At 68.9% G+C, this 24,530-nt stretch carries 25 protein-coding genes and 4 pseudogenes; 18 read left to right on the forward strand and 11 right to left on the reverse strand.

The features are described from left to right. Window positions 1-3 precede the first annotated feature (3 nt). The gene (locus ABZZ74_RS29990; protein ID WP_356770170.1) at window positions 4-624 is read right to left on the reverse strand and encodes a hypothetical protein; all 621 of its coding nucleotides are present in this window, start codon (window positions 622-624) and stop codon (window positions 4-6) included. Window positions 625-826: 202 nt separating this feature from the next. Between ABZZ74_RS29990 and ABZZ74_RS29995 the strand changes: the two are divergent. Next, a pseudogene (locus tag ABZZ74_RS29995) lies at window positions 827-1,009 on the forward strand (respiratory nitrate reductase subunit gamma); the annotation flags it as partial. 831 nt (window positions 1,010-1,840) lie between these two features. Here ABZZ74_RS29995 and ABZZ74_RS30000 read toward each other — a convergent pair. Continuing rightward, window positions 1,841-2,677 (reverse strand): LysR family transcriptional regulator, encoded by an 837-nt coding sequence (locus ABZZ74_RS30000; protein ID WP_356770172.1) that lies wholly within the window; start codon window positions 2,675-2,677, stop codon window positions 1,841-1,843. A 71-nt stretch (window positions 2,678-2,748) separates the two neighbouring features. On the opposite strand from ABZZ74_RS30000, the gene ABZZ74_RS30005 reads away from it, so the two are divergent. Continuing rightward, entirely contained in the window at window positions 2,749-3,066 is a 318-nt protein-coding gene (locus tag ABZZ74_RS30005; protein WP_356770174.1) for a hypothetical protein, read from the forward strand. Next, window positions 3,063-3,350 (forward strand): SDR family NAD(P)-dependent oxidoreductase, encoded by a 288-nt coding sequence (locus ABZZ74_RS30010; RefSeq protein ID WP_356770176.1) that lies wholly within the window; start codon window positions 3,063-3,065, stop codon window positions 3,348-3,350. Before ABZZ74_RS30005 ends, ABZZ74_RS30010 begins: the two co-directional genes overlap by 4 nt. Before the next feature lie 43 nt (window positions 3,351-3,393). On the opposite strand, the gene ABZZ74_RS30015 is transcribed toward ABZZ74_RS30010, so the two are convergent. After that, window positions 3,394-4,344 carry a LysR substrate-binding domain-containing protein gene (locus ABZZ74_RS30015; RefSeq protein WP_356770178.1) on the reverse strand — a complete coding sequence of 317 codons (951 nt, stop codon included), beginning with the start codon at window positions 4,342-4,344 and terminating at the stop codon, window positions 3,394-3,396. Between the two features lie 117 nt (window positions 4,345-4,461). Here ABZZ74_RS30015 and ABZZ74_RS30020 point away from each other — a divergent pair, with 117 nt between their 5' ends. Both ABZZ74_RS30020 and ABZZ74_RS30025 read left to right on the forward strand, forming a co-directional pair. Continuing rightward, window positions 4,462-5,136 carry an NAD(P)H-dependent oxidoreductase gene (locus ABZZ74_RS30020; protein WP_356770180.1) on the forward strand — a complete coding sequence of 225 codons (675 nt, stop codon included), beginning with the start codon at window positions 4,462-4,464 and terminating at the stop codon, window positions 5,134-5,136. Between the two features lie 194 nt (window positions 5,137-5,330). Then, window positions 5,331-5,429: pseudogene (locus ABZZ74_RS30025) on the forward strand (IS5/IS1182 family transposase); the annotation flags it as partial. Window positions 5,430-6,042: 613 nt separating this feature from the next. Here the strand turns inward: ABZZ74_RS30025 and ABZZ74_RS30030 are convergent. Further along, window positions 6,043-6,969, reverse strand: coding sequence for a fumarylacetoacetate hydrolase family protein (locus ABZZ74_RS30030; RefSeq protein ID WP_356770182.1), 927 nt, complete (start codon window positions 6,967-6,969; stop codon window positions 6,043-6,045). 434 nt (window positions 6,970-7,403) lie between these two features. Between ABZZ74_RS30030 and ABZZ74_RS30035 the strand changes: the two genes are divergently transcribed. The 8 genes from ABZZ74_RS30035 to ABZZ74_RS30070 all read left to right on the forward strand — a co-directional run bounded on the left by ABZZ74_RS30035 (window position 7,404) and on the right by ABZZ74_RS30070 (window position 15,492). Next, window positions 7,404-8,651, forward strand: coding sequence for an NAD(P)/FAD-dependent oxidoreductase (locus ABZZ74_RS30035; RefSeq protein WP_356770184.1), 1,248 nt, complete (start codon window positions 7,404-7,406; stop codon window positions 8,649-8,651). A gap of 149 nt (window positions 8,652-8,800) precedes the next feature. Next, a complete protein-coding gene (locus ABZZ74_RS30040) occupies window positions 8,801-10,489 on the forward strand; it encodes an MFS transporter (RefSeq protein WP_356770186.1) in 1,689 nt (562 codons plus the stop codon). Next, on the forward strand, window positions 10,476-11,357 hold the full coding sequence (locus ABZZ74_RS30045) for a fumarylacetoacetate hydrolase family protein (RefSeq protein WP_356770188.1): 882 nt from the start codon (window positions 10,476-10,478) through the stop codon (window positions 11,355-11,357). The genes ABZZ74_RS30040 and ABZZ74_RS30045 overlap by 14 nt, the downstream gene beginning before the upstream one ends. A gap of 2 nt (window positions 11,358-11,359) precedes the next feature. Next, window positions 11,360-12,292, forward strand: coding sequence for an alpha/beta hydrolase (locus ABZZ74_RS30050; protein ID WP_356770190.1), 933 nt, complete (start codon window positions 11,360-11,362; stop codon window positions 12,290-12,292). Then, on the forward strand, window positions 12,289-13,569 hold the full coding sequence (locus tag ABZZ74_RS30055) for an amidohydrolase family protein (protein ID WP_356770192.1): 1,281 nt from the start codon (window positions 12,289-12,291) through the stop codon (window positions 13,567-13,569). The genes ABZZ74_RS30050 and ABZZ74_RS30055 overlap by 4 nt, the downstream gene beginning before the upstream one ends. Before the next feature lie 64 nt (window positions 13,570-13,633). Then, window positions 13,634-14,038: a nuclear transport factor 2 family protein gene (locus ABZZ74_RS30060; protein ID WP_356770194.1), complete on the forward strand. Its 405-nt coding sequence runs from the start codon at window positions 13,634-13,636 to the stop codon at window positions 14,036-14,038. An 82-nt stretch (window positions 14,039-14,120) separates the two neighbouring features. Then, window positions 14,121-14,912: a GntR family transcriptional regulator gene (locus ABZZ74_RS30065; protein WP_356770196.1), complete on the forward strand. Its 792-nt coding sequence runs from the start codon at window positions 14,121-14,123 to the stop codon at window positions 14,910-14,912. Between the two features lie 352 nt (window positions 14,913-15,264). Beyond that, window positions 15,265-15,492 carry a hypothetical protein gene (locus ABZZ74_RS30070; RefSeq protein WP_356770198.1) on the forward strand — a complete coding sequence of 76 codons (228 nt, stop codon included), beginning with the start codon at window positions 15,265-15,267 and terminating at the stop codon, window positions 15,490-15,492. A gap of 101 nt (window positions 15,493-15,593) precedes the next feature. Here ABZZ74_RS30070 and ABZZ74_RS30075 read toward each other — a convergent pair whose 3' ends face one another. Continuing rightward, the gene (locus ABZZ74_RS30075; protein ID WP_356770200.1) at window positions 15,594-16,505 is read right to left on the reverse strand and encodes a MarR family transcriptional regulator; all 912 of its coding nucleotides are present in this window, start codon (window positions 16,503-16,505) and stop codon (window positions 15,594-15,596) included. Between the two features lie 194 nt (window positions 16,506-16,699). Here ABZZ74_RS30075 and ABZZ74_RS30080 point away from each other — a divergent pair, with 194 nt between their 5' ends. Continuing rightward, window positions 16,700-17,848 (forward strand): ABC transporter substrate-binding protein, encoded by a 1,149-nt coding sequence (locus ABZZ74_RS30080; RefSeq protein ID WP_356770202.1) that lies wholly within the window; start codon window positions 16,700-16,702, stop codon window positions 17,846-17,848. A 495-nt stretch (window positions 17,849-18,343) separates the two neighbouring features. On the opposite strand, the gene ABZZ74_RS30085 is transcribed toward ABZZ74_RS30080, so the two are convergent. The 3 genes from ABZZ74_RS30085 to ABZZ74_RS30095 form a co-directional block, all read right to left on the reverse strand. Beyond that, complete coding sequence (locus ABZZ74_RS30085; protein WP_356770204.1) at window positions 18,344-18,817, reverse strand: recombinase family protein; 474 nt, start codon at window positions 18,815-18,817, stop codon at window positions 18,344-18,346. A 223-nt stretch (window positions 18,818-19,040) separates the two neighbouring features. Next, window positions 19,041-20,021: an NADPH:quinone reductase gene (locus ABZZ74_RS30090; RefSeq protein WP_356770206.1), complete on the reverse strand. Its 981-nt coding sequence runs from the start codon at window positions 20,019-20,021 to the stop codon at window positions 19,041-19,043. A gap of 2 nt (window positions 20,022-20,023) precedes the next feature. After that, window positions 20,024-20,599, reverse strand: coding sequence for a PadR family transcriptional regulator (locus ABZZ74_RS30095; protein ID WP_356770208.1), 576 nt, complete (start codon window positions 20,597-20,599; stop codon window positions 20,024-20,026). Window positions 20,600-20,719: 120 nt separating this feature from the next. Between ABZZ74_RS30095 and ABZZ74_RS30100 the strand changes: the two are divergent. Next, a pseudogene (locus ABZZ74_RS30100) lies at window positions 20,720-21,141 on the forward strand (transposase); the annotation flags it as partial. A gap of 19 nt (window positions 21,142-21,160) precedes the next feature. On the opposite strand, the gene ABZZ74_RS30105 reads toward ABZZ74_RS30100, so the two are convergent. Beyond that, window positions 21,161-22,018 carry an alpha/beta hydrolase gene (locus ABZZ74_RS30105; protein WP_356770210.1) on the reverse strand — a complete coding sequence of 286 codons (858 nt, stop codon included), beginning with the start codon at window positions 22,016-22,018 and terminating at the stop codon, window positions 21,161-21,163. A gap of 98 nt (window positions 22,019-22,116) precedes the next feature. On the opposite strand from ABZZ74_RS30105, the gene ABZZ74_RS30110 reads away from it, so the two are divergent. After that, window positions 22,117-22,527, forward strand: coding sequence for a helix-turn-helix domain-containing protein (locus tag ABZZ74_RS30110; protein ID WP_356770212.1), 411 nt, complete (start codon window positions 22,117-22,119; stop codon window positions 22,525-22,527). On the opposite strand, the gene ABZZ74_RS30115 is transcribed toward ABZZ74_RS30110, so the two are convergent. Both ABZZ74_RS30115 and ABZZ74_RS30120 read right to left on the reverse strand, forming a co-directional pair. Next, window positions 22,481-23,056: a DUF2332 family protein gene (locus tag ABZZ74_RS30115; protein ID WP_356770214.1), complete on the reverse strand. Its 576-nt coding sequence runs from the start codon at window positions 23,054-23,056 to the stop codon at window positions 22,481-22,483. The two genes, ABZZ74_RS30110 and ABZZ74_RS30115, sit on opposite strands and share 47 nt — an antisense overlap. 10 nt (window positions 23,057-23,066) lie before the next feature. Then, a pseudogene (locus ABZZ74_RS30120) lies at window positions 23,067-23,837 on the reverse strand (DUF2332 family protein); the annotation flags it as partial. Between ABZZ74_RS30120 and ABZZ74_RS30125 the strand changes: the two are divergent. Further along, a complete protein-coding gene (locus ABZZ74_RS30125; protein ID WP_356770346.1) occupies window positions 23,729-24,040 on the forward strand; it encodes a hypothetical protein in 312 nt (103 codons plus the stop codon). The pseudogene ABZZ74_RS30120 and the gene ABZZ74_RS30125 overlap by 109 nt on opposite strands. Then, window positions 24,003-24,521 (forward strand): ISAs1 family transposase, encoded by a 519-nt coding sequence (locus ABZZ74_RS30130; protein WP_356770216.1) that lies wholly within the window; start codon window positions 24,003-24,005, stop codon window positions 24,519-24,521. The genes ABZZ74_RS30125 and ABZZ74_RS30130 overlap by 38 nt, the downstream gene beginning before the upstream one ends. Window positions 24,522-24,530 lie beyond the last annotated feature (9 nt).

Here is a 24,530-nt window from a genome sequence, read left to right on the forward strand (position 1 = left end):
CACTCAACCAGGAGGGGCCGCGCCAGTCGTTCGCGACGACGCGGCCCCTCCTCGTTCCCAAGCTCCGACGGCGGCTGCCGAGCTGAACAGAAGAACTTGACAGGGAAAGTGCACCTCGATCCAGCCCTGCGAGTGCCGGATGAGCGGACGGAACGAGTAACCGCCCTTGTATCCGGGGCGGACGGTGCTGGTGACGGTCTGCGTGTTGGTGCGGGTGTCCCCGAGGGTCCAGGTCTCGGAGGTCTCCGTGCTGGCCTTCATGCCCAGCTCGATCGTGTCGCTGAATCCCGCGCTGACCTCGACGCTCGTGGACTGCTGGTACGAGTACGAGGTGTTCGTCGCGTAGGCGCTGGCGATCTGGAACGTGGCGTTGTCGGTGCCCGAGCAGTTCGAGAACACGTTGCTCGACTCGTGCCAGTCGCCGTACGAGGTCCAGGCGTTGATCTCATGGTACTGGCACAGGTCGGCGTTGCCCTGGTTGCAGTCAGAGAGTACGTCGGGCTTGTCGTCACCCCAGCCGGGGCTGGAGTTCGCGCTGGCCGTACCTGCGGACGCGAAGAGCATCAGGGCGGCGGCAGGCGCCAGCAGGGCCGCTCGGGCGCGGCACCGCTTTAACACCTTCATCAAGGTCTCCTCGTGGGGGGATGTAGGGGTCGGATGTGGCTGATGTGCCTCAAGTATCTAAACCTACCGAGGAGTTGACCGTCAGGCCGTTCCGCCGCACCGATCCGTCATTCGCCTTCACGCGGACTGTGAGTGTGCTGCCACGGGGCGGCCAGAAGCCAGGACCTTGACGTGCCTTGCCGATGAACGCTGGTCCATGGCGTTCTCCCTCGGTACCGCCGCGGGTGTCGTCACGCTCGGCGGAGTGGCCATCCTGATATACCGGCGGCGTACAGTCGGCCCCGTCTTCTCCGCCACCACGAAGAACGACAAGGCGATGTACGTCTCGCCCCCCGCGACCATCGTCCTCGGCCTGTCCGCGACCGTCATCGCCAACCTCGTCGGCGGCCCCGAAGGCGCCCTCGGCTGAAGATTCCCCGTGATCTCGGAGACGGTTCTGTCACGCGGCGAGGGAATCAGTGGCCTTCACACACCTCGTCGGCGTCCGGTTCGCCCCACCCTCAGATGCGGGCGAAGACGATGATCACCACTCCGAAGCAGGAATCCGGCAACTGAGCGCTGCTCGCGTGCGACGGCGGGGCCGCACGCCACGCAGGCCAGGCCAACTGCCCGGCCTGCGTGACCAGTTCCTGCCGGTCTTGCCGGGCCAGCCTCGCGCAGAGAGGTACCACGCAGTCCGATCCGCCGGACACCGAGTTCGGCCAGGGAGAGATCGTTGGCCAGGCTGGCCGGCAGCGAGTGCGGCTCGGGTCTTCAACTGCATTGCTCTTCCTCCGTGTTGGTTTGCGGCTGACGGACAGTGGGGGCGGCGCTGATAGAGCCGGCTCCGTCCGGTTTGCACAACAGAGATTCCTCGCCGATCCGCATCCGAGCCAGTGCCGCCGAACGGCTGCGGGATCCGTGGGACGGCGCACGGGTTGACCTGCTGGGACATCCGGCCTGATGCGGCATCGGTGGAACGTCCGCCCCTTGCGTGTATGTCCGAAAGGCAAAGGCGCGGCGCTTGGGAGGTACTACGGAGCCCGCACGCGGTGTACCAACAGGGCAAGGGGCCGAAGGCGCGGGGGATTTCTGATGCATACGGGGGGCGCCGGCCCCGGTCACCGCAGGCCACGCAGCCTGACTGCGCCCAGCCCAACCGCGAACCGGACAAGTCCAGACCCCACCCTGTCGCCAGGCTCACGAGAGGCTTGCCCAAGACGGGTGCTGCAGCAGGTTATTTCTGTCGCAGTGATGCGGCGGCGGTGATGAGTGCGGTGACGTGGTCGCGGTGGTCGTCGTCCCGGCGGGCGATGAGGATCCGGCTCGGTCCCGCGTCGGGGACGGGGATGCATACGATGCCCGAGGGCACGGGCGTGATGAGCGAGCGGGGCAGGACGGCGACGACGCGGCCGATCCGGACCAGAGCGGTGAGTTCACTGACAGAGGCAATCTCGGGACCGCTCCCGCCGCCGGGGACGCCCGGCCACCGCGGGAAGACCTCATCACTGAGGTCGCCCAGGGCGACAGTGTCGCGCCCCGCGAGCCGGTGTTCTCCGGGGAGGACGGCCACCCGGTCCTCGACGTGGAGGGTCTCGGTGGCCAGCCCGCCAAGGTCATCGAACGGGGCGTAGAGCAGGCCCGCGTCGGCGCGCCCGTCGCGCAGATGATCGGTGCGGTCAACGGCGCCGCTGAAGAGGATGTCGACCCGTCGTGCGCCGGGCTGCTCCGCGTAGGCGGCGAGGATTCCGGAGAGCAGGTTCGCGTCTCCTCCGGGTTTGATCACGAACCTGAGCGGTGCGTCGTCGGCGGCGCGCTGAGCGTTCTGCACGGCGACCGTCATCGCGTTCAGCGCAAGCCGTCCGTGCTCCAGCAGGGCCGCGCCCGCGGATGTCAGCGCGACGCTGCGGCTGGTGCGGTCGAAGAGAGTGACGCGCAGCCGGGACTCGACGCGCTTAATGGTTTTCGACAGGGCGGGCTGCGCGACGGCGAGCCTGTCGGCGGCGCGGCCGAAGTGCAGTTCCTCGGCGACGGCGACGAAGTACCGCAGCTCCCTGACCTCCAACAGATCCATTCCTTCAGGTTATCGAATACCTGCGGAAGAGGTCTTGGACGCGGCCGGGTATCCGGTGGTCATATGGAGTCATGATCCACCACACCATGTTCGTTCAGTTCACCGAACCGATTCCTGACGCGGACCTGAACCAGTACTTCGCGGACCTCGAAAAGGCTGCGAAGGGTACCGGCGTGCTCCAGACGTTCGCCGCACAGCGCCACATCCCGGTCCCCGGCGAGGAGCAGATCCCGGCGTTCATCGCCACCGCCGTCGTCCAGCTCGGCGCCGCCGACGTGGAGGCGCTGGGGACCCTGTTCGCCGCGCCGGAGGTCGGCGAGGTCTTCGACACCTGGCGCACCCGCTACCCGTTCAAGGCGGCGTGGGCGAATCACGAGACGCTGGCGTGAGCGACTTCACCGGCAAGGTCGGCCTGGTCACCGAGGCCGGCAGCGGGATCGAACGCGCCATCGCGTCCGGTCTCGCCCGCCGCGGCGCGGCGGTGGCGGTCCTCGACCTGGACGAGGCCGCGGCGCACGAGATCACCGGGGTAGGCGGGCGTGCGATCGCCATCCGGGTCGACATCGCCGACGAGACTCCGTCCGGTCGACGATCGGCCGGACCGTCGCCGAGTTCGGGCGGCTGGACCTGGCGGTCAACAACGCCGGCGTCCCGTCGAGCGGCCGACAGCTGACCGGGATGCCGGCATTGGAGTGGGAACGCGCCCTCCTTTCCGTTCAGCTGTCGAGCGTCCGCTCCGGCCCATCATGTTGTGCCCGCGTGGCTTGCAGATCGGCCGCCGCTTCCCGCAACAGCGGCAGGAACGCGGCGATGGCCGGGCTGTAGCGGGAACCCGCCCGGACCACGACGGTGGTCCGGCGCACCGGCTCGCGACCTAGCAGGGCAATACGTACCACGGGGTGATCCGGACGGTCGGGTGTCAGGTCGGGGACGAGTGCGACGCCCCACCCAGCGGCAACCAAGGCGAGGACAGCCTGCATGTCGGCGATGTCGGACACCACGTCCGGGACGAAGCCGGCCTCCGCGCAGAGCTGCAGCGCCAGCTGCCCGATGGCGGACGCGCGGTTCAAGAGCCAGGGCAGCCTCGCGAAGTCCGTGAGCGGCCGGGCGGAGGCACCGGTGGCGAGCGGGTGATCGGGGACGAGGGCGAGCCTGACCTGGTCGGTGAGCAGGCCCTCCTCATGCAGGCTCTCATGGAGGGGCTCGGGCACCTGGGTGTAGCGGGCGGCGAGCGCGGCGTCCAGTTCCCCGAGCCTGACCTGCTCGCGCCCCTCAGCAGCGGAAACCCCGTGCAAGGTGATGCGCAACCGAGGATGCCGAGTACGCAGCCGGATCGCAGCCGGCACCAGCAGTGCCGGGCCCTCATGAAGGGGGACGCCCAGGCGCAGTTCGCCGGTCACTATGCCTTCCTCGGCGCGTAGCTCCGCTTCGGCCGCCTCCAGCTGGCCCACGATGCGTTCGGCGTGCCGGACCAGCAGACGCCCCTCGGCGGTGAGGACGGCCCGCCTACCGGTGCGGTTCAGCAGCGGCCGGCCCACCTCCGCTTCCAGCGCGGTCAGCTGCTGTGAGACCGCGGAGCGGGTCAGGTGCTGGGCCTGCGCGGCGGCGGCGATGGAGCCGCGGGCCGCGACCTCTCGGAGCAGGATCAGCTTCCGTACATCCAGCACCGTCAACTCCGCTTACGCTCACCGTCGGAAACCATCACTACAGTTTACGGTTGGTGGGTCCTACGGACGGCTTAAATGAAGGGCAAGAAGCCCTTCCATCCCTCCGAGGAAACACCCATGACCAGCCTGCTCCACATTGACTCCAGTCCGCGCTTCACGTCGGTCTCCCGCGAGATTTCCGCGGAGTTCGCCCGCACCTGGCGCAAGAACAACCCGGAGTCCGCGTACGTCTACCGCGACCTCGCGGCTGAACCGGTCCCGCACATCGACGACGCCCAGATCGCGGTGATGCACCGGCTGGAGAGCGAGGGCGTACGCGACCTAGCGGCGGCCCGAAATGCCGCGCGGCCAGGCGCAGAGGCGGACAGCTGGGCCGTGGCATGGCCCCTGGTGGAGGAGCTCCTGGCCGCGGACACGATCGTGCTGGGAGTCCCCATGTACAACTTCTCGGTGCCATCAACCTTCAAGGCATGGTTCGACCGCGTCCTGATCGCGCCGCTGATCGCCGACCCGCAGACCGGCGTCGGCCCGCTGACCGGGAAGAAGGTGGTCGTCGCCTCGGCCCGCGGCGGCGCATACGGGCCAAACACCCCGCGTCACGACTCCGACCACCAGGAGCGCTACCTGCGCGCCGCGCTCGGAATGATCGGTCTGGCCGAGGACATCACCTTCCTGCACGCCGAGATGACCAAGTCCGCGCACGTCCCGCGACTCGCCCAATTCAAGGACATCGCAGTGGCCTCGTACCGGGCGGCCCTGGACGGGGCACGCACACACGCCGACCGCTGCTGACCCATATGACTACGCGCGGCGCCACGGTCTGTAGTACTTCACCGCACAGGGCCTGGACCGCGGTCTTCGTATCCTCCTGGCACTCCAGGACACCCCTGGTGCCGCGTTCCGGGCGTCCGACGTCCTGCCTCTGCGAGACCTTCATCCGTCGGCCCAAGACCTCCACCAGTGTTCCCGCCAGGACTCAGAGCGCGGACGCGGGCAAGAAGATCGTGGGCCGCAAGCGGAGCATCGTCACGGACACGCTCGGCCTCCTCTTTGCAGTGTTGGTCACCGCGGCCAGCGTCCAGGACTCCGTGGCCGGCACCCACCTGCTCGACCAGGTGGCCGCCGACCGTCCCGGCATCCACAAGGCGTGTGGGTCGACGGCGGCTACCGCACTCGGAATCGCTGATCACCTGGGCTGCGATCACACTCATGACCAGGCGCATCACCCGCCGGACCTCCCGCAGGAGGAGACAGCCGGCCTCCCGCGAAGCCGAGCGAGACTGATCGTTGCGAAGGTGGTGGTGGCCACCTTCGCCCACAGGTCGACGCAGGTGTGCAACTACTGGCGACCAGGGTAATTACCAGGCGTTTGGGTCTGACTTTCACGGACGATGGCCTTGGCGGTATTGGAAACCGCCTTTATTCCGAAATAGGCCGTCGTCAACGTGCTCACGGCCGTGAAGGCGGCACTAAGGAGTCTCCGACCGGCGCGTCGAGCTGGCCCCCGGTTCATCGCCGCTACCCGCTCGCCGAGGCTGCCGCGGCGCACGTCGTCGCGGCGAGCAGAGATAGCTTTGGCCGGGTGATCCTGGAGGTCGGGCAGTAGGCCGGCGTGAGCGCAGGCCGCGTTTTCGCGCGGACGTTCGTGTACGGCGCGCTAGGGCAGCGCGCCGTACACGAATGCGTCCGAGAGAATACTCAGCCGGCGGCGTTCAACTGTTCCCGTTCGATCCGGTTGCGCAAGGTTCCGATGCCCTCGACCTCGGCCACCATCTCGTCCCCGGGCTGCAGATAGCGGGAGTTCTTGTCGCCGGCGCCTACACCAGCGGGGGTTCCCGTCGCGATGACGTCACCCGGCAGAAGCTGGACGATCCGGCTGAGAAACGCGATCTGCGCCTTCAGGTCGAAGATCATCTCGGCTGTCGTGGAGTTCTGCTTGACGAGGCCGTTGACCATCAGTGTCATCTTGAGGTCGCCAGGGTTGGCGCAGAACTTCGACGGCACGAGCCATGGCCCCATCGGGCAGGTAGTGGCCCAACCCTTCTGAGTGAACCAGTCGAACGCCATCGGCGGCTCGGGAGCTGGCTCGCGCTTGAACCGGTCGCGTACGGACACGTCGTTGATCACTGTGTAGCCGGCCACGCAGTCGAGGGCGTGCTGCTCGGGCAGGTTGCGCGCCGAGGTGCCGATGACCGCGGCGAGCTCCACTTCCCAGTCCAGGCGCTCGATGCCGTGCGGCAGCGCGACGGCGCTGTCCGGACCCACGACGGTTGAGGTCGGCTTGAGGAAGAAGAACGGGCCGTGGAGCGGGCGCGCGATCGGGGCGTCGCGGGCAAGCCCGCGCATCTCGCGGGCGTGATCGGCATAGTTGGCGCCGCACATGTAGAGGTTGCGGGGCTCCGGAAGCGGGGCTGTGAGTTGCACGTCCCGCACCGGAACGCCCCGGCCCAGGCGGCCCGCCCCGACGGCGGACTCGATCTGTCCCGTCCATCCTGGCCAGTCGTCCAGCACCGTCCGCATCGAGGGACCGCCGGGAAGTTCGTACACGGTGTCGTCGTAGACGACGGCCGCCTCGGGGCCGCCTCCAGATTCAATGCTGGCCAGCACGTAGCGGGGGATCGTCATGGGGTGCCTCCAAGGGGAACAACCACGGGGAGAGCGAACACGGCGAGGGAAAGTCTATAGAGTCCAGTGGAAGGCGCCTTCGGTGGGGGAGTCGGGCCGCCGGCGGCGAGGACCGCCGAGAGGACGGCGCGCGCGTGCCCTCGCAGCTCGTCCGGCGTGCCTGCCGGCCCGGCCGCCTGCGGAAGCCAGGTCCATCGAGTAACTCTTGGCGCAGAAAGCGCTGTGGCCGATCTCCGGCAGGGTGGTCGTGGCGTGCGGGGACGGCCACCCTCGGCTCCTCGCCGGGTGCGCCGTCACGGTCGGGCGGGGGGGTCGGATGCAGCATCGAAGTCTCCTCCCCGTTCTCGTCTTGCGTACGTAATCGATGGCCGAACTCTATGGACTTTGGCTTCTAAGACTATATGATCCGCCTCACGTACTACGAGGAGGTGGACGTGAGCGCTGCACCCGGGAAGGGAACCGCGGGTTACGCGGCCAAGTCATTCCATGTGCTGATCGTCGGCGGCGGCATCGGAGGGCTCTGCCTGGCGCAGGGTCTGCGCAAAAGCGGCGTCAGCTGCGCCGTCTACGAGAGCGCGCCGGAGGTCGTGCGCAGCGGCTATCGCCTGCACATGAACAGCGACGGCGGCCGGGCCCTGCAACAGTGTCTGCCCGAGCCCTTGTATGAGCTGTACGCGCAGACCTCGACGGCCACCCCGCGGCGAGCGCTCATGGTTCACTTCGACCGCCTGGGCAACGAAGTGGGCACGCGCCCTCACCTGGATCCGCCCAACGACCCCGTTCGCCCCCACACAGCGGTCAACCGGCGCACTTTGCGGCAGATCATGATGGTCGGCCTGAAGGACGTTCTGCATCTCGGCCGCACCGCTACCGGGTTCACGGCCGATGGCGACGGCGTGCGACTGTTGTTCGCAGACGGTTCGTCCGCGACCGGGGATGTCCTCGTCGCCGCGGACGGCATCAACTCCGTCATCCGACGACAGCTTCTGCCTGGCGTGCCGGTTGTGGACAGCGGGCTCCGCGGCCTCTATGCGCTCGCGCCCTTGACCGACGAAATGGTGGCGACCTTGCCTGCCGGTCTCTTTGACGGGTTCGCCATGATCTCCGACCCGAAGGGAACCCTGCTGGTCTGCGGCGCGTACCGGCCCCGGCGGCCGATCGCCGAGGCGGTCGCCGATCTCGCGCCCGGCGCCGAGATCGACCCGGTCGGCCCCTATCTCATGACGGGCCTGTTTACCCCGCCCGGCAGCGATGTGTTCCCCGGGGACGCGGAGCTCTGGAGCGCGACCGCGGATGCACGGCACAACCTCATGCGGGCGGTCGTCGACGACTGGCATCCGGTCATGTCAGGGCTGGTGGAGCGGGCCGATCCGGCGACGATCATTCCGGTGACGGTACGTCACCTGGAGCAGGCCGAGCCGTGGCCGGCCTCGCGGGTCACCCTGCTGGGCGACGCCATTCACGCCATGCCGCCCGCCTACGGTACCGGTGGCAACCTCGCGTTGCGGGATGCCGCGTCCCTGGCCCGGGCCCTGACCCAGGCGGCTCGCGGACAGGTGCCGCTGCTGGAGGCGATCGGCGGGTACGAAGCGGAAATGCGCGCCGAGGTGTTCCCCATCCTCAGGGCGGCGTCCGATCCCCGGGCCAGCACCGTGCCGGAGTTCCTGCCCGACCTTCAGTGACGCGACAGCGCCCCGCGGGCGACTACCCGGACTGACTGTGTCCGAAGCGAAGCAAGAGGACTGTCCCCTTTCGAATCTGCATACCCCCGACAATGGAGTCAAGCATGTCCGTCCCTGATAGGAGCGCAGCCCCGGCTTCGGCCGGAGGGATGCGCCCAGCCACGCTCATCGCGGTTTGCGTCGGCGTGTGCCTGGCCCAGCTCGCCATCGCCATGCCCGCTACGCTCAGCGGAGCGTTGCAGCAGAACCTCCACTTGACGGGATCCCAGGTCACCTGGGTCACCGACGTCTTGCTGCTTCCGATCACGGTGCTCGAGCTGACCTTCGGCGTGCTCGGCGACCTGTTCGGCCGCAAGCGCCTGCTGACGGGCGGCGCCGCTTTGCTGGCGGCCGGCGAGTTGATCTCGGCGCTCGCCCACGATTCCGCCCCGCTGCTGGCCGGGCAGCTTCTGTCGGGCATCGCCGCGGCCGCGATCTTCCCCAGCACGCTCGCCATGGTGGCAGCCGGAACGAGCACCCTGCGAGAGCGCGCGCGCGGGATCGCGGTGTGGGGCGCGGCCATGGCCATCGGCGGCGGCCTCGCTCCTCTTCTCGGCGGGCTCACCGCGACCTACGGGTCGCTGCCGTTGTCGTTCTACTCCGTGGCGGCGCTCGCGGTGATCGGCGTGATCATCTCCCGCTTCGCCCAGGACTCGAACGCGCCGCAGGGACGCTCGCTCGACTGGGCCGGCCAGGTCACCATCGTGATCGGGCTGTCCGCGTTGCTCTACGGCGTTATCCAGGGCCCGAGCGACGGCTGGTCCTCACCTCGAGTTGTCACCGCATTCGTGACGGCAGCCGTGTTCCTGGTGCTCTTCCTGTTCGCCGGGTCCAGGGTGCGGTCGCCGTTGCTCCAGCTCAGGCTTTTCCGTAACCGCGACTTCGCGGCGGTGTCGGTCGTCGCGGTGGTCGGTATGTTCTCCTTCCTCGGCTTCGCGTACGCAACGAGCTTCCGCCTGGGTGTGATCCAGCACCTCAGCCCGATCCTGCTGGCCGTTCCGTTCCTGGCAGCCAACGGCGTCATGGTGGTGCAAGCCCCGGTCACCGCGCGCTTGCTGGAGCGAGCCAGGCCGCGCGTCGTTCTTTGCAGCGGTGCGCTTCTCATCGCCGTCGGGGCGTTCTGGATGGCGGCCCTGAGTATCACCAACCGGTCGGTGGTTGCGGTCTTGGCGCCACAGATCATCGTGGGCGTCGGCGCTGCGCTGTTGATCGCCTCGATCAGCGCGGTCGCGGTGAACAGCGTGCCGGCGCACCTTGCGGGCATGGCCAGCGGGGCGATCAGCATGCTGCGGGACCTCGGTCTCACGCTGGGACCGGCGATCGTCGGCGCGGTCGCGCTCAGCCGCGCGTCTTCGCTGTTCGGCAGGCACCTGGAGGATTCCGCTCTGCCTGCCGGGCTCAAGGCCGCCGCCGGAGCGGTCGCCCGGGCCGGCGGTCCGCTTGCCGTGAATTCGGTGCCGCCGAACAGTCCCCCCGGCCAGGCCGCTCCCATCGCCATGGCAGCGCTCGGTTCCGGCTACTCCCTCGGCTTCGCGGTGTGCGGCGTGGCGGCCGTGATCGCCGCCCTGTTCGCCGTGGTGACACTGCGCGGTGCGAGCCGGGTGGCGGGCGCGGACATCCCGTCGCCTGCCGAGACGGCGGTCGGGCCGGCCGGGCGGGAGGCGGAAGCCACCGGTTCAGTGGACATCCCGTCGCCTGCCGGTTCAGTGGACATCCCGTCGCCTGCCGAGACGCCGGCCGGGCAGGAGGCGGGAGCCACCGGTTCACGGGAAAGGGACGTGGCGAGTGAAGGTCGCTAATATTGATCACCGCGCGCACCTGGTCGAGAGCGGCCTCTGCTTCGATATCGCACAGGCGAGCGATGGCCGCTTCCCTGCTGACCCCCAGGCGGTTTTCGCCCGGTGGCAGGAAGTCTCGGACTGGGCCGCGGGAAGCAGCCTTCGCAACGGCCGGCCTTACCGGGCAAGCGAACTGCTGCCGCCCGTGCCGCGGCCGCGGCAGATCTTCGCCGTCGGTCTCAATTACCTTGAGCATGCGGCCGAAGCCAGGGTGGAGCCTCCGAGTGAGCCGATGGTCTTCACCAAGTTCGTCACCAGTCTCACCGGTCCCCGGGGCACTGTCGCGCTGCCGTCCGCCGCGGTGGACTGGGAGGTGGAGTTCGTCGTTGTCATCGGCCGGGCCGCCTGGCAGATCGAGGCCGAAGACGGCTGGAAGTACGTGGCCGGGCTCACGATCGGACAGGACCTGTCTGACCGCGCGCGCCAGTTCGCGGACTCCCAGCCGCAGTTCAGCCTGAGCAAGTCCTATCCCGGGTTCAGCCCGATCGGGCCGTATGTGGCCGACGTCCGCGAGGTTCCCGACCCGGACGACCTGGCGATCGAGTGCTCGGTCGACGGCGAGGTGATGCAGCGGGACCGGACGGCGTCGATGCTTTTCAGCGTCGGGGAGATCATGGCCAGGCTGTCGCGGATCCTCCCGCTGCTGGAGGGGGACATTATCTTCACCGGAACGCCGGCGGGGGTGGCAATCGGTCGCACGCCGCAGCGCTACCTACGTGCGGGCGACCGGCTCGCCAGCCGGATCGAGGGCCTGGGGGAGATGCTCCACGACATGACCGGTGCCGCGACCGCGGCGCGGGAACACGGCACGCAGCCGGGGAGGAACTGACCATGCTCAGTCCAGCGCTGCTCGCACAGCTGCGGCAGGCGGTCCAGCCGGATCCGGCCAGCCAGCCCCTTCCGGCACCACAGCTACGGCATCCGGGTACCCGCTCCTACAGCGACATCGAGTTCGCGGCGTGGGAGGGCTATCGGCCCCTTCTGATGGACGTGCACCTTCCCGCGGCAGCGAGCCCGGCCGGCCTTGTCGTTTACGTGCACGGGGGCGGCTGGATGAGAGGATCACGGCGGCGCTTCCCGTTCGCCGTCTCCACGTTCACCGACGCCGGCCTGGCGCTGGCGTGCATCGACTACCGGCTCAGCGCCGAGGCGATCTTCCCCGCCCAGCTGAGGGACGTCTACGCCGCCCTGAGCTGGCTGGCCGCCCGGGGCAGCGAGCTTGGCCTGGACACCTCCAGCGTGCTGCTCTGGGGTGAGTCGGCCGGGGCTCATCTCGCCGCGCTGGCCGGCCTTGGCGCTCGGGATGCTGCCGGGGAACCGCATGCCGCGGCCACGCAACCGCGGCCGGCGGTCGCGGGCGTCGTGGACTGGTTCGGGCCGGCCGACCTTCCGGCGATGTGCGACCCGGCCGACCCGCACCTGCGCGAGGCTCAGCTGATCGGCGGCCCGATCGGCGAGCGCCTGGCCGAGGCGCGCGCGGCGAGCCCGGTCAGCCACGTCGGGCCGGACGCGCCGCCGTTCCTGATCATGCACGGCACCGCGGACTCGCTGGTACCCCTCACGCAGAGCCAGGCGCTGGCCGCGGCACTGACCCGGGCAGGAGCTGAGGTCGAGCTGATCACCGTGCCCGGCGCCGAGCACGGATGGCTCGGCATGGACGACACCGCACCGCTCGTCGCGTCCGTGCGGAATTTCGCAGAAAAGCGCCTCGGCGCTTCCCGGTGCCGCACTGCGGACCGAGCAATTGAGGAGCAGGAAAAATGACAACTGTCTTTATCAACGCCAGGATCTTCGACGGCGCCGGGGGCGAGCCTTTCGCCGGGGAGGTGCGCGTGGAGGGCGACCGGGTCACACAGGTCGCCGCCGGTTCGGGCCAGGTGAACCGGGAGGGCGCCGAGGTCGTCGACGCCGCGGGAAAGACCCTGCTGCCCGGTCTCATCGAGGCGCACGCCCACCTGTCGTGGCCGTCGTCGGTGGACCGGCTGATCCCCACCATGGAACTCCCGGCGGAAGAACACCTGCTGGTCACCGCCCACAACGCCAAGACTCTGCTGGATGCCGGGTTCACCAGCGCGTACTCGGCCGGATCGCTCGGCGGCAGGTTCGAGATCGCGCTGCGCGCGGAGATCAACGGCGGCTGGCTGCCCGGTCCGCGGCTGCGCGCGTCATGTATCGAGCGCGCACCGGAAGGTGACGTCGCCGTGCCCGACGTACACGATCCGGACGACCACGGCCGCGGCCCGGAGGCGGTACGGGCATACGTCCGCAAATGGGCGGCCAACGGTGTCGATACGATCAAGTTCCTGCTGTCCAGCGACGACGCATTCGTGCCCGGCGGCTCCCATCAACTGCTGTACACCGACGAGGAGGTGAAAGCGGCCGGAGAGCAGGCCCGCGAGTCCGGGGTCTGGCTGGCCTGTCACGCGCACGCCGCCGCGTCGGTCAAGCAGGCGGTGCAGAACGGCTTCCGCGCCATCTACCACTGCACGCACGCCGACGAGGAGGCCCTGGACCTGCTCGAAGAAGCCAAGGACCGCGTCTTCGTCGCACCGGCGGTGGGAGTGGTCTACACCGGCGCTTACGAGGCAGCGCAGTTCGGCATGGACGCCACGGTCATTGCCGAGAAGGGCATGCTGGAAACGCTCGAACGGTGGAGTACGGTCATCCCCGAGATGCGGCGCCGCGGTATCCGGGTACTGCCCGGAGGCGACTACGGTTTTCCGTGGAACCCGAACGGAGCCAACGCCCGCGACCTGCAGTATTTCGTGGAACTGTACGGCTTCAGCCCCGCCGAAGCCCTGCGGGCAGCCACGATGTACGGCGGCCAGCTGATGGGCATGGGCGACGAACTCGGGCTGGTCCGCGAAGGCTACCTCGCCGACCTGCTTCTGGTGGACGGCGATCCGCTGCAGGACATCGGTATCATGCGTGACCGCGACAGGATCACGCACATCATGCAGGGCGGCCGTTTCCACAAGCGCCCTCGGCGCGAGGAACTCGAATCCCTGCTCGCCCTGGAACACCAGAGCGTTCATGCCTGAGCCTGGATCCACTGGCGAAATCCCCGATGCTGCCAGCATTAAAATGGAAAGGTGGCGGGAGTTCATGACCGCAACCACCGATGTCGCCGAGCTCCTGACCCTGCGCCCCGAGGTGCCCGGCTGGCTCGTCGACCACTACGCCTTGGTCGACGCCGGCGATCTCGAGGGGTACAGCAAGGACTTCGCCGACGACCTCACCCTGACGTTCGGTGCGCTTCCGCCGCTGCACGGCAAGGCGGCCGCGGTCCAGGCGCTGCGGGCCGCGCACGAGACGCACGCGATGCAGCACACCTTCCGCAACGTCTGGGATGCGCACGGCCACGTCATGATCCAATTCCAGGAGCGGTTCACATTCCCGGACGGCCGGGTCGAGACCGTGCCCACAATGGCGGTCATCCGGCACGACGCGCACGTCATCAGCAGTCTTCAGGTATTCATCGACCGCGCGCCGTTCGTCACCGTACCGTGAGCGGAGTCACCATGAGCGCTAGCGTCGGCCGATTCCGCCGCCTCGGTGCCAGGGGCCGTCAACGCAATAGACAGGATTGGACATGAGGGCTTTACAGAGCGAGGCGGATGACGCGGCCGAGCCGACCGCGGTGCGCCAGTCGCCATCCGGCGGCCCGGTGCATACGGGCGCAAACGTCTCGCAGGCCACCGCGGAAGTCGGGAACCGGCTACGCACGATGATCCTGCAGGGTGCGCTTGAGCCCGGCTCGGTGCTGTCTCAGGTCGCGCTGGCCCGGCAGCTGGGCGTCAGTACCACGCCCGTCCGGGAAGCGATCCGGCTACTCGAGGCCGAGGGGCTGCTGATCACCGAGCGCAATCGCCGTGCGCGTGTCCCGCCGCTCGAGATTGAGGATCTTGACGCGGTCTACAGCAGCCGGGTGCTGCTGGAATCCACGGCGGTTGCCGTGACGACCCAGCGCATGACGAGTGCGGATCATGCGGCCCTGGCGGACAACGTGGCCAGGCTGGCAGCGGCGGTCGAGAACGACGACCTGCAGGCCTGGGATGCCGCCCACGTCGAGTTCCACCGTCGGATCGTGGCACTCACGAGCCCGTCGCAGGCGCAGATGATCGCGAGCCTGATGGACCGCGCCGAGCGCTACCGGCGGGTGTCCGTGCTGTCCTCGCAGCCTCGCGAGTGGGCGTCGCGGAACACCGAGCACGAGAAGATCGCCGAAGCGATTGTGGCGCGGGATCCGGCGGCCGCAGCCGGGTGCCTGGCCCGGCACCTGGCCCGCACCGCCCTCGTGCTGACGGCCGACTTCGCGCCTGAGGCAGACGCGATCTGCACGCGGACCGCCTTGCAGATCGTCGGGTCATGGCAAGGTTCGTAACCGAGGACCACCGGACCCCTCCTGACACGGTCCTCTATAGAGTTGCCTGCAGGCGGGCGTACCTTTCTGATCCGCGAAGGTGCGCTCCGCTTGTGTGGTTTATGTCTGCTCCGGCTGGGTTCGGCGTGAGGTTGATGCGGCTTCCCGAAAATGCAGTACGGCGGCTCACCTTGTGTGTCGGTACGTCGGCGTATGACGGGGTCACCCGTCCGCGCAGTGTCCAGCCCACGCGCGCGTGTCAACGCCAGGCCTCGGTCGGCTTGGCTGAGCCTTGACACGCCCACCTGGGCCTTTGGGGCGGCAGCTGTCGGGTGGCCCGGGCACTGTGGCGGCCGCGCTCGCGTCGCGCCCTGTGAACTTCGAGCAGTCGTTCTATGCACACGAAGCGGGCCGGGACCTGCAAACGCAGGAAGCCCCGTCACCCTACGACGTCGCCAATGTGATAGTTGGAGAATCCATCGGCCTGATCCACTCCATCGACGCCGCCGCAGCGCTGGTCGATCAGATCACATCGCACGCGGCCTCGATCCTCGGACACACGACGCCCGTACGACGGCTGGCCGCGCCGGTCGCGCTCTGACACGCGTCGGGTCGGCGGTCCCACCCCCCGGGCGGCCGCTGGCACCCTGCGCGGTGAGAGACGGACCGGCGGCGCAGTGACCTCTGACGGCCGCGCGTAGCTTATGTGGACGCTGGCGGCTTGTATTGCGGCCAGCGTTCGCGCAGCCGGCGGTAGCGGGTCTGGGCCTGGCGGCGGTCGGGCATGGCCAGGGCGGCGGCGATCTGCTCCCAGGTGTGCCCGCTGTCGCGGGCGCGGTCGATGAGCTCGAGCTCTGCGAAGTCGATGTCGCGGCGAGCTTCTGACAGCAATGTAAGCCCGTCGACGGGGTCCGGCGTGGGGGTCGAGTCACTGGCGTCGCAGGTACTGAGGAGCTGCGTGAGCGCGCCGGCCGGGACGGTTGCTTGATCCCCCGTGGCGTTGCGCTGCGGGGTCCTATGCGTTGCTTCGTCATCTACGCCGACGCGATCCGGTCTCTCGTGGGTTGCCGCGAGACCGGTGTCCTCAGCGTGGGCAAGCCCTTCCTCGTCCTCATTTTGATGACTGAGCATCCGTTCGCGAATCGCCGTCGGCAGCAGCGCCGCGCAGATGCCCTCCAACTCGCCGAGCTGCTGTGTGGTGAGCGCGTCGAAGACTGCCGCGCGCACCCTCTGCGCGTGTCCGGCGGCAACGGCTTTCACCTGGGCAAATCCGGCGTCGGTGAGCACTGCGATATTGCCGCGGCCATCGTCGGCGGCCCGCTCGCGACGCACCCATCCCCGGCGCTCGAAGCCGGCCATCGCGTGCGAAAGCCTCGACTGCGAGCCGTAAGCCATAAACGCCAGCTCGCTCATGCGCATGCAGCGCCCCGGCGCCTCCGAGAGGATGGACAGCACGCCGTAGCCGAAATGCGTGAGCGCCCCCTCGCGCTGCAACTGCTCCTCGATCGCCTCCGGCACCAGGACGAGCACGGCCGCCAGCAGGCGCCAAACCCGCAACTCACGCGGACTCAACCACTGCATTTGTTCCACCTGGTCGACGATACGAGACTGCACGCCCCTCGCCCGCACGGCCAGGGCCACTTCGCGTCGACGCCGTCACGTCATCAATATTACTTGACCCTTCAAGCAGTTGGGCATAGCGTGAGCGTCACTCCTTGAAGACTCAAGGAACAAGGATTTGACGCTGCTGCGCCGTGGTGCACCGCCGTGGTGTTCGGCGCTCATCGCGACGGAGAGGATCCGGCCCCATGACCTACTTCAGCAGGCGGCAGGTGCTCGGCACAGGGGCCGCGCTCGGCGCGGCGACCCTGGGCGCGCCGTTGGCCGCCGGCCCGGCGGCGGCTGCGCAGGCCGCGACCGCAGGGCGCCCTGACATCCACGCTCGGGAGGAGACCAAATCCCTCGACCAGCTCTACGCCGACGCAAAGCGCGAAGGCGGCAAGCTGGTCATCTACGCCGGCGGCGACACCCCTGACCAGCAAGACGACACCAAGGCGGCGTTCCTGGCGCAGTTCCCTGACATCGATCTGACCATGGTCGTGGACTACAGCAAGTACCACGACGTGCGCATCGACAACCAGCTGGCCACTGGCACGCTCGTGCCGGACGTAGTGCAGCTGCAGACCCTGCAGGACTTCACCCGCTGGAAGTCCCAAGGCGTGCTCGCCCCCTACAAGCCGGCCGGCTTCTCCAAGCTCTACCACGACTTCCGAGACCCGGACGGCGCCTGGGTCGGCATCGCGGTCTACGCCTTCAGCTACATGTACGACGCCTCACTCGGCAGTACCGGCCCCGCGACACCCCGGGACCTTATCGACTCGCGCTGGAAGGGAGCCATCGCCTCCTCGTACCCGAACGACGACGACGCGGTCCTCTTCCTGTACAAGCTCTACGCGCAGGCCTACGGCTGGGACTGGGTACGCCAACTCGCCGCCCAACAAATCACCTTCGGCCGCGGCACCCCCACCCCGATCGTCGCGGTCGCGAGCAAGCAGAAGCTCGTCGGCGTCGGCGGCGCCGGCTCGCTGGCAGCTCCGATTGCGCCCGGCGTGAAGTGGGTCGTCGCGGACCGGCACCCGTTCATGGCGTGGGGACAGCGCGCAGGGATACTCAAGCGCGCCAAGCACCCCGCTGCGGCAAAGCTGTACCTGAACTGGTCGATCTCCCCCACCGTCCAGCAGGCCTCCTTCGACGGCTGGTCCGTGCGCACCGACGTCACTCCCACCGGCGGACTGCGGCCCATTTGGGAGTACCCCAACGCCCACCTCGACCAGTTCCCGCGCTTCATGGCCGACCGCGCCGAAGCCGAACGCTGGCGGCAGACCTTCAGCCTCTACTTCGGCGAGGTCCAGGGTGCCCCCACCCCTGGCTGGCTCGGCCTGCACCCCGGCCAATAATCCACGACGCCACACCGCTTCGACCGCGGCCGCCGGAGGCCCAGCACTTCGTCCGCGACGTGACCTTCGGCGAGGACGCCTGCCGCGCCCGCACCGGCAGCCTGCCCCGGGCCCTCGCCACCTTCCGCAGCCTGGCGATAGCCTCACCCACCTCGCCGGGTGGTGGAACAACGCCGCCGCCCACGACCATTACCCCGCAACCATCCCGACGACGCCATACGCGAACTCGGTCTCACCGGATGAGCACGCATCACGCCTGGGGCCAGGGGCTGACACCGAGACCGGGCTCAGCCCCTGGCAGGATCTCGTGTTGCTCGAACTCACCGATATTTCTGCGGCCGAGCCGCCTAAGAGGTAAGCGCACTGTGCGGCCTCGAGCGGGACGAGCACACCTGCTGGGTCTCCCTCAGGCGGATCGCATCCATCCTTCGCCCGTTCACGGTGTGACAGGGCGGGGCCCGCACCTCGGTGCGGGCCCCGCGGATCGGCCCACTCTCAACGGGGCCCGGCAGGGCTGCACCAAGCGCATCCTGCACGAGGGAATCGCGGCCGCCGACAGCTCCGGCACGTACTTGTAGATCGTGGTCCGCGAGACTCCGGGCAGCTTCCCGATCGAAGTGATCGTGTTCTCCGGATCGGTGGAACAGGGCCCGCGCGTGCCGCACTTGCTCCTCGGTCATTGCTGGCGGCCGGCCGACGCGCTCCCCGCGGGCCCGCAGCCGCCAGACCCTCGTGGGTGCCCTGCACGATGAGTTCCCGGATGAACTCCGCCAGTGCGGCGAACACGTGGAACACCAGGCGGCCGCCCGAGGTCGTGGTGTCCAGCGACTCGTGGAGCGACTGGAAGCCCATGCCGCGCTTCCGTAGACCGGACACGATCGAGATCAGATCTTGGATCGAGCGGCCCAGCCGGTCGAGGGAGGGAATCACCAGGGTTCGCCGGGCCGGAGGTAGTCGAGGCACTTCCACAGTTCCTCCGGGCGTGAGTAGTTGGGGTACAGGAAGTGCCGCAACTACTCACGCCCGGGGGCCGCCCGCTTGTGGAGTGTGCGGGACGTGCTGGGTCTCGCGCACAGGCGGACGAGGAGGAGGCGGCAACGAGCAGGAGTGAACGCCGGCAGCCGCCGGCCCCCTGCGCCCGCTGCGTGACCCGGATGCGGCCGGGCTCAACGAATCTCCCGCCAGGGTTTCTCTACTGGGGGATGTCGATCAGGACGCGGCCGCGGCCGCCGGCGTCGATGCGGTCGTGGGCCTGGGCGATGTCGGCGAGCGGGAAGCGGTCGCCGACGTCGACGGTGAGGGCGCCGACGGCGGCCGCGGCGGTGAGGTCGCGGGCGGCCTGGCGTTTGGCCTCGGCGGGGAAGTCGTCGCTGCCGAGCAGGCGCAGGGTGACGTTGTTGAACAGCAGGGTCCAGAACGGGATCTCGGTGCGGTCGGAGCGGGTGGCGTACGCGGCGGTGACCGCGCCGTTCGCGGCGACGGCGTCGTCCAGGTCGGCGTTGTCGGACAGGGCGACCTCGACGATCCGGTCCACGCCGTCGGGTGCGTGGGCGCGGATCGCGGCGGCCGGGTCGCCCGAGTCGAGGGCGACGGCGTGGGAGACCACCGCGGGATCGATCCGGTCCAGTTCGGTGCCGCGTCGGACGGTGCCGATGACCGTGGCCCCGCCCCAGCGGGCGAGCCGGGCGGCCAGTGAGCCGACCCCGCCGAGGACGCCGTTGACCAGCACGATTTTGCCGTCGACAGGGCCGTCGGCGAAGACGGTGCGGTGCGCGGTGATGCCGGGGATGCCCAGGCTCGCGCCGAGTTCGTCGGGCAGGTGCTCGGGCAGCGGGACGGCGAGGTCGCCGGGGACGACGGTGTACTGGGCGGCGGTACCGAAGGGGCGGTAGGACTGGGCGCCGTACACCCACACGCGTTGCCCGACGCGGTGCGCGTCGACGCCGTCGCCGACGGAGTCGACGATGCCGGCGGCGTCGCTGTGCGGGATCACCCGCGGATAGGGCATGGCCGAGCCGGTCCAGCCACGCCGCTTCTTGGTGTCTCCGGGGTTGGCGCCGGAGACGGTGACACGCACACGGACCTCACCGGGGCCGGGGGTGGGGTCGGGCAGCTCGCCGAGCTGGAGCACCTCGGCGGCCGGCCCCTGCTGGTCGTACCAGGAGGCGAGCATGTTCAGTCCTTCCGATCACGGGTGTGGGTCCGGGGGCCGGGCTGCTCGTCCGCTCCTCGGATGCCGTCGCCGTCCAGGACCTCGTGGAGCCAGGCACGCTCGGCGCGGCTGATGGCGCGGGCGGTGAGCAGCATGCCGCGCCGGTAAGGGTCACTGACCTGCTCGGCGCGGAGCGGCGTGTCGCCGTCGTAGAAGAAGCTGGCGGGGGCCTCCAGGAAGTCCAGGCGGCGGCGCAGCACGGCGTTCTGCTCGGCGCTGTCGGGCAGCAGTGAGAGGAACGCCAGGATCGTGAACCAGCGGGAGAAATCGGTGATCTCGTGCTCGGCCGGTTCCCGCAGCCGCCGCAGCATGTCCTCGCGTCCTTGCGCGGTCAGGTTCAGCACGTACCGGCCACCGCCCGCCTGGGGGGCAGGGCGCCGTTCGATCAGCCCGGCCCTCGTCAGCCGGTTGATGGCCGGGTAGAGGGTGCCGTCGCTGACCGGACGGCTGTAGCCGGTCAGGTGCGTGATGCGCCGTCGCAGTTCGTGACCGGGCAGGGGGCCTTCGGCGAGGAAGCCGAGGATCGCGAGTTCAAGCATGACCCCAGGCTCTCACATCGAAACGATGTACACATCGTTTCGATGTGGCCGCGCAAGAGGGTGCCCGCTCTGTATTGCCCGTAAGGCCATTCCGGGCGGACCGGTCACCCGCGCCGCACGACGGATGAATACGGCATTCCGCTGGGCCGCGTCCTGGCCGGTGCCAACCGCCACGACTCTCCACTGCTCGCCCCGACTCTGGATCGTCTGGAGGACCTCGGCCCGTTGCCCGACACCAGCACCGTGCACCTGGACGCCGGCTACGACTCGAACACCACCCGCTGCTCAGCGAACGCGGCCTGAACGGACGCATTGCATATAAGGGGGAGAAGGCGCCCATTCAGGCCTCGGCGCGTCGGCACGTCGAACGCACTCACGCCTGGCAGAACGCCTTTCACCGTCTCACCCGGTGCTACGAGCGTCGCGTCACCGTCATTGATGCCTTCTTCGACCTCGCCCACACAATCATCACCGTGCGCAACCTGATCCGGCGGTCAAGGAAAACTCACCTCTGGGACGAAAGCCCGAACCGGCGACCGTGATCCTTCGGCCCCGCTCCGTTCACTTCGGCAGGTCGGCGGAAAGGAAGGGAGCAAGGAGCGCGAACAATGCGTCAGGGCGGTCGAGGGGGATGATGTGGCCGCTGTCCTGGAGGTGGTGTCCGACCAGGTCATCGGCGATGGGACGGAGTTGGCGTTCGAGCCCGGTGCCGACGGGGTGAGAGCCGACGGCCATGGTGGGCATCGTCAGTCGAGCCGTCGCGACGGCGTCCTGTATCTGCTGCGCGCTGGTGGGCAGGGCCCGGTAATAGGAGAACGCGCAGCGCAGGGCCTCGCTCCCGGTGAAGGCGTGGACGAAGGCCGCACGGATGTCGTCGGGTACTCCTCGTCCGAGTGTCCCCGAGTCGAGGAACCAGTCGATGTACGGGGCCTCGTTGCCCGCCAGGACGGTCTCGGCGAGGCCCGGGACGGCGTGGAAGCCGAACCACCACGGGGAGCCGCCCGCGATGACGTGTTCTGCTCCGGGCAGGCGGCCGAGCAGTGCCTCCATCACGACCAGGCGCCGGACGAGGCCGGGGCGGCGCAGCGCGAGCAGGACGGCGGGGGCGGCGCCCGCGTCGATGCCCACCACTGCTGCCGAGGGCTCGCCGAGTGCGTCGAGTAGCCCTTCGGTGTCGGCGGCGAGGGTGCCTGCGTCGTAACCCTCGACGGCTCGTGTACTGGCACCGAACCCTCGCAGGTCCGGGGCGATGACCCGGTACTGTCCGGCCAGTCGGCCCATGATGGCGCTCCAGAGTTGCCAGGTGTGCGGAAAGCCGTGCAGCAGGAGAACCGCAGGTCCGTCCCCGGCGATTGCGACATTGAGTTGGACGCCGTTCGTCGCGATGCGGCGCAGTTGGTGTGCGGTGGTGGCAGGCATGACGACCCCTCAGTGGTTACCATTGGTGACCACAAAACGATAGGTAACCGTCCGACCGCTGCCCAGACGGCACTTTGACGGAAGGTGGTGAGCCGCAGGTGACCACCCAAGGAGCCCGGACCGCCAGTCGCGGGGTGCGCGGAGATCTGTTCGATCCTCGGTGCCCGACGCGGCAGTTGCTGGACCGCATAGGTACGAAGTGGACGTCCATGGCCGTCAAGACGCTCGCCGATGCGGCACCGGACGAGGTGCGCTTCGCGGAGCTGAGACGCCGGATGCCCGGCGTCTCGCAGAAGATGCTGTCCGTAACGCTGCGAAACCTGACCCGCGACGGGCTGGTGTCGCGCCGGGTCGAACCCACCGTGCCGCCGCGGGTCTTCTACCGACTCACCGGACTCGGGCTGTCTCTGGAAGTCGCGCTTGCGGGGCTGCGGACCTGGGCGGAGGAGCACATGACCGAGATCAACCGCGCCAACGAAGCCGCCGACCAGGAAGTCGATGGGGGATAGGCAGACCCGTTCCGTGCTCGGCACTGGTGGTACTCGATGTATCGGGCGTCGCCGCCCTGGTCACCGGCCGTGTGCGGGCCGCGGTGGCCAGCTGGGCAACGAACCGGGCCCGCGCCTGGGCATCGAGGTAGCTGAGCAGGGAGGCGGTGAACACCACCACCGGCATCTTCCCGGGAACCTGCGCGATCAGCCGTGCGGTATCCCATACGGCGTCGGCGCACACCAGTGGCAGGGGCCCGCACCGTGCCAGGTCGATCGCGGCCCGCAACGTGTGGAGTTCCGTGACATGTTCCGGCCAGTTGAACGCTTCGAGCCAGGGCCCGGCGGTGGGATCGGTGAACAGGTCGACGGGGTCCAGGTCGGCGCCGAGCCGGTAGGCAACCCGGGGCAGCCCGTCGAGCATCGCGTCCACCGGTCCACCGCCGCGTGCTGTCGTTGACAACACCACAGATGAGCCGCCCTTTGGGCGGGCTTCGTGGCCGCCCGATGCGGTAGGCGTAGGAGTCGAAGTGGAGGTTAAGCCCAGCACTGGCGCCGACCTCCAGCAAGGCAAGCGGCTCGGGCCAGTGGCGCGTGATCCTTGCCAGGCCCAGTCGCAGGGCGAAGCACCGGCGGATCTCGTTGGTCTGCGTATTGCGGTGCTTCAGCAACTCCCCGAGACGATCAGCATGTTCGACGCAGAAGCCCCGGAAAGCGGCCGGCGCCCCGTCGTCGACGGGCCGTCTGCCGCCATGGATGGGGTAGTAGGCGGCGAGCGGGTGGTCGCGCCGGTCGCGCACCAGGTGGTTGACCGACGCGAGCAACAGGCTGGGGCGACGCTGGCTGGCCGGGGCCCGCAGCAGCAGTTCGAGTAGGGCCTCGCCCTCGGTGATCGCCTCGCTGAGGCGGGTGTACAGCGGAGAGCGGCCCTCGCATTGGGTGCGAGCGAAGAACCGGAACAGTGTGCGCAGGTAGGGCAGTTCGGCGTCCAGCTCATCGGTCGCGCTCACCAGGTCCTCTCTGCAAAGTGTGGCGGAGCGGATGATCACGTGGGTGTCGAAGCCCACGAATACCGAGCGAGTCCGTGCCTGCAACGCCGTCATCCCGCATACCGTCCGTTCTCGGCCGGCTGGGGTTCGCCTCCGAGCCAGTGACCGGCGAGTGTGTCGCCGATCTGTGGCGTCACCTGGCCACCGTGCCCGATCCACGAAAGGCGCGCGGGGTGCGGTATCCGGCGTCGGCGCTGCTGGCTTGCGCGGCTGCGGTGGTGCTGGCCGGGGCACGATCGCTCGTAGCCATCGGCGAGTGGGTGGCAGACGCGCCAAGGGCATTCTGGCCAGGCTGGGCTTTCGGCCGATCCGCTGACCGGCGTCATCCGTCCGCCCCACACGGACAGGTCCGTCTGCTGCTCCTCAAAGTCGAAGCAACGCGAACGCCGCGCATCGGCACCCGACCAGGAGCAGACGGCCCGGCCGTTGGTACGGCGGGCGATCGCGGTGGATGGCAAGACGCTGCGCGCCTCGCGCACCTCTGACCGACCAGCAGTTGCGCTGCCGGCTGCGATGGACCATGCCGGCAGCGTCCTCGCCCAACGCCAGATAGCAGACAAGAGCAACGAAATCCCAGCCTTCGCCCCGCTGCTGGACTCCCTCAACCTGACCGGCACCGTGATCACCGCCGATGCCCTGCACACCCAGCGCTTCCACGGCACCTATCTCCGCGAGCGCGGTGCCCACCACCTGGCCATCGTCAAGAAGAACCACCCGGCCCTGTTCAGCCGTATCCGCGCCCTGCCCGGGCGGGAGGCTGCGCTGGACCACTGCGACCGCACCCGCGCCCACCACCGCGACGAGATCCGCCGCTTGAAGACCGCCGCGTTCTGCGGCACAGCGGCACGTGATCGCCCGCGGACCGCCGAGCCCGTCCGGTATCCCCGGGATCCGACCGGCCTGGCGTCCTACTGTTCATTCGATCAAACAGGAGTGCACAACTTCACACACATGACATGTTCATGAACTACGCTC

It is taken from the genome of Streptomyces sp. NPDC006476 (assembly GCF_040612015.1).
GTDB classification, from domain to species: Bacteria; Actinomycetota; Actinomycetes; order Streptomycetales; family Streptomycetaceae; genus Streptomyces; species Streptomyces griseorubiginosus_B.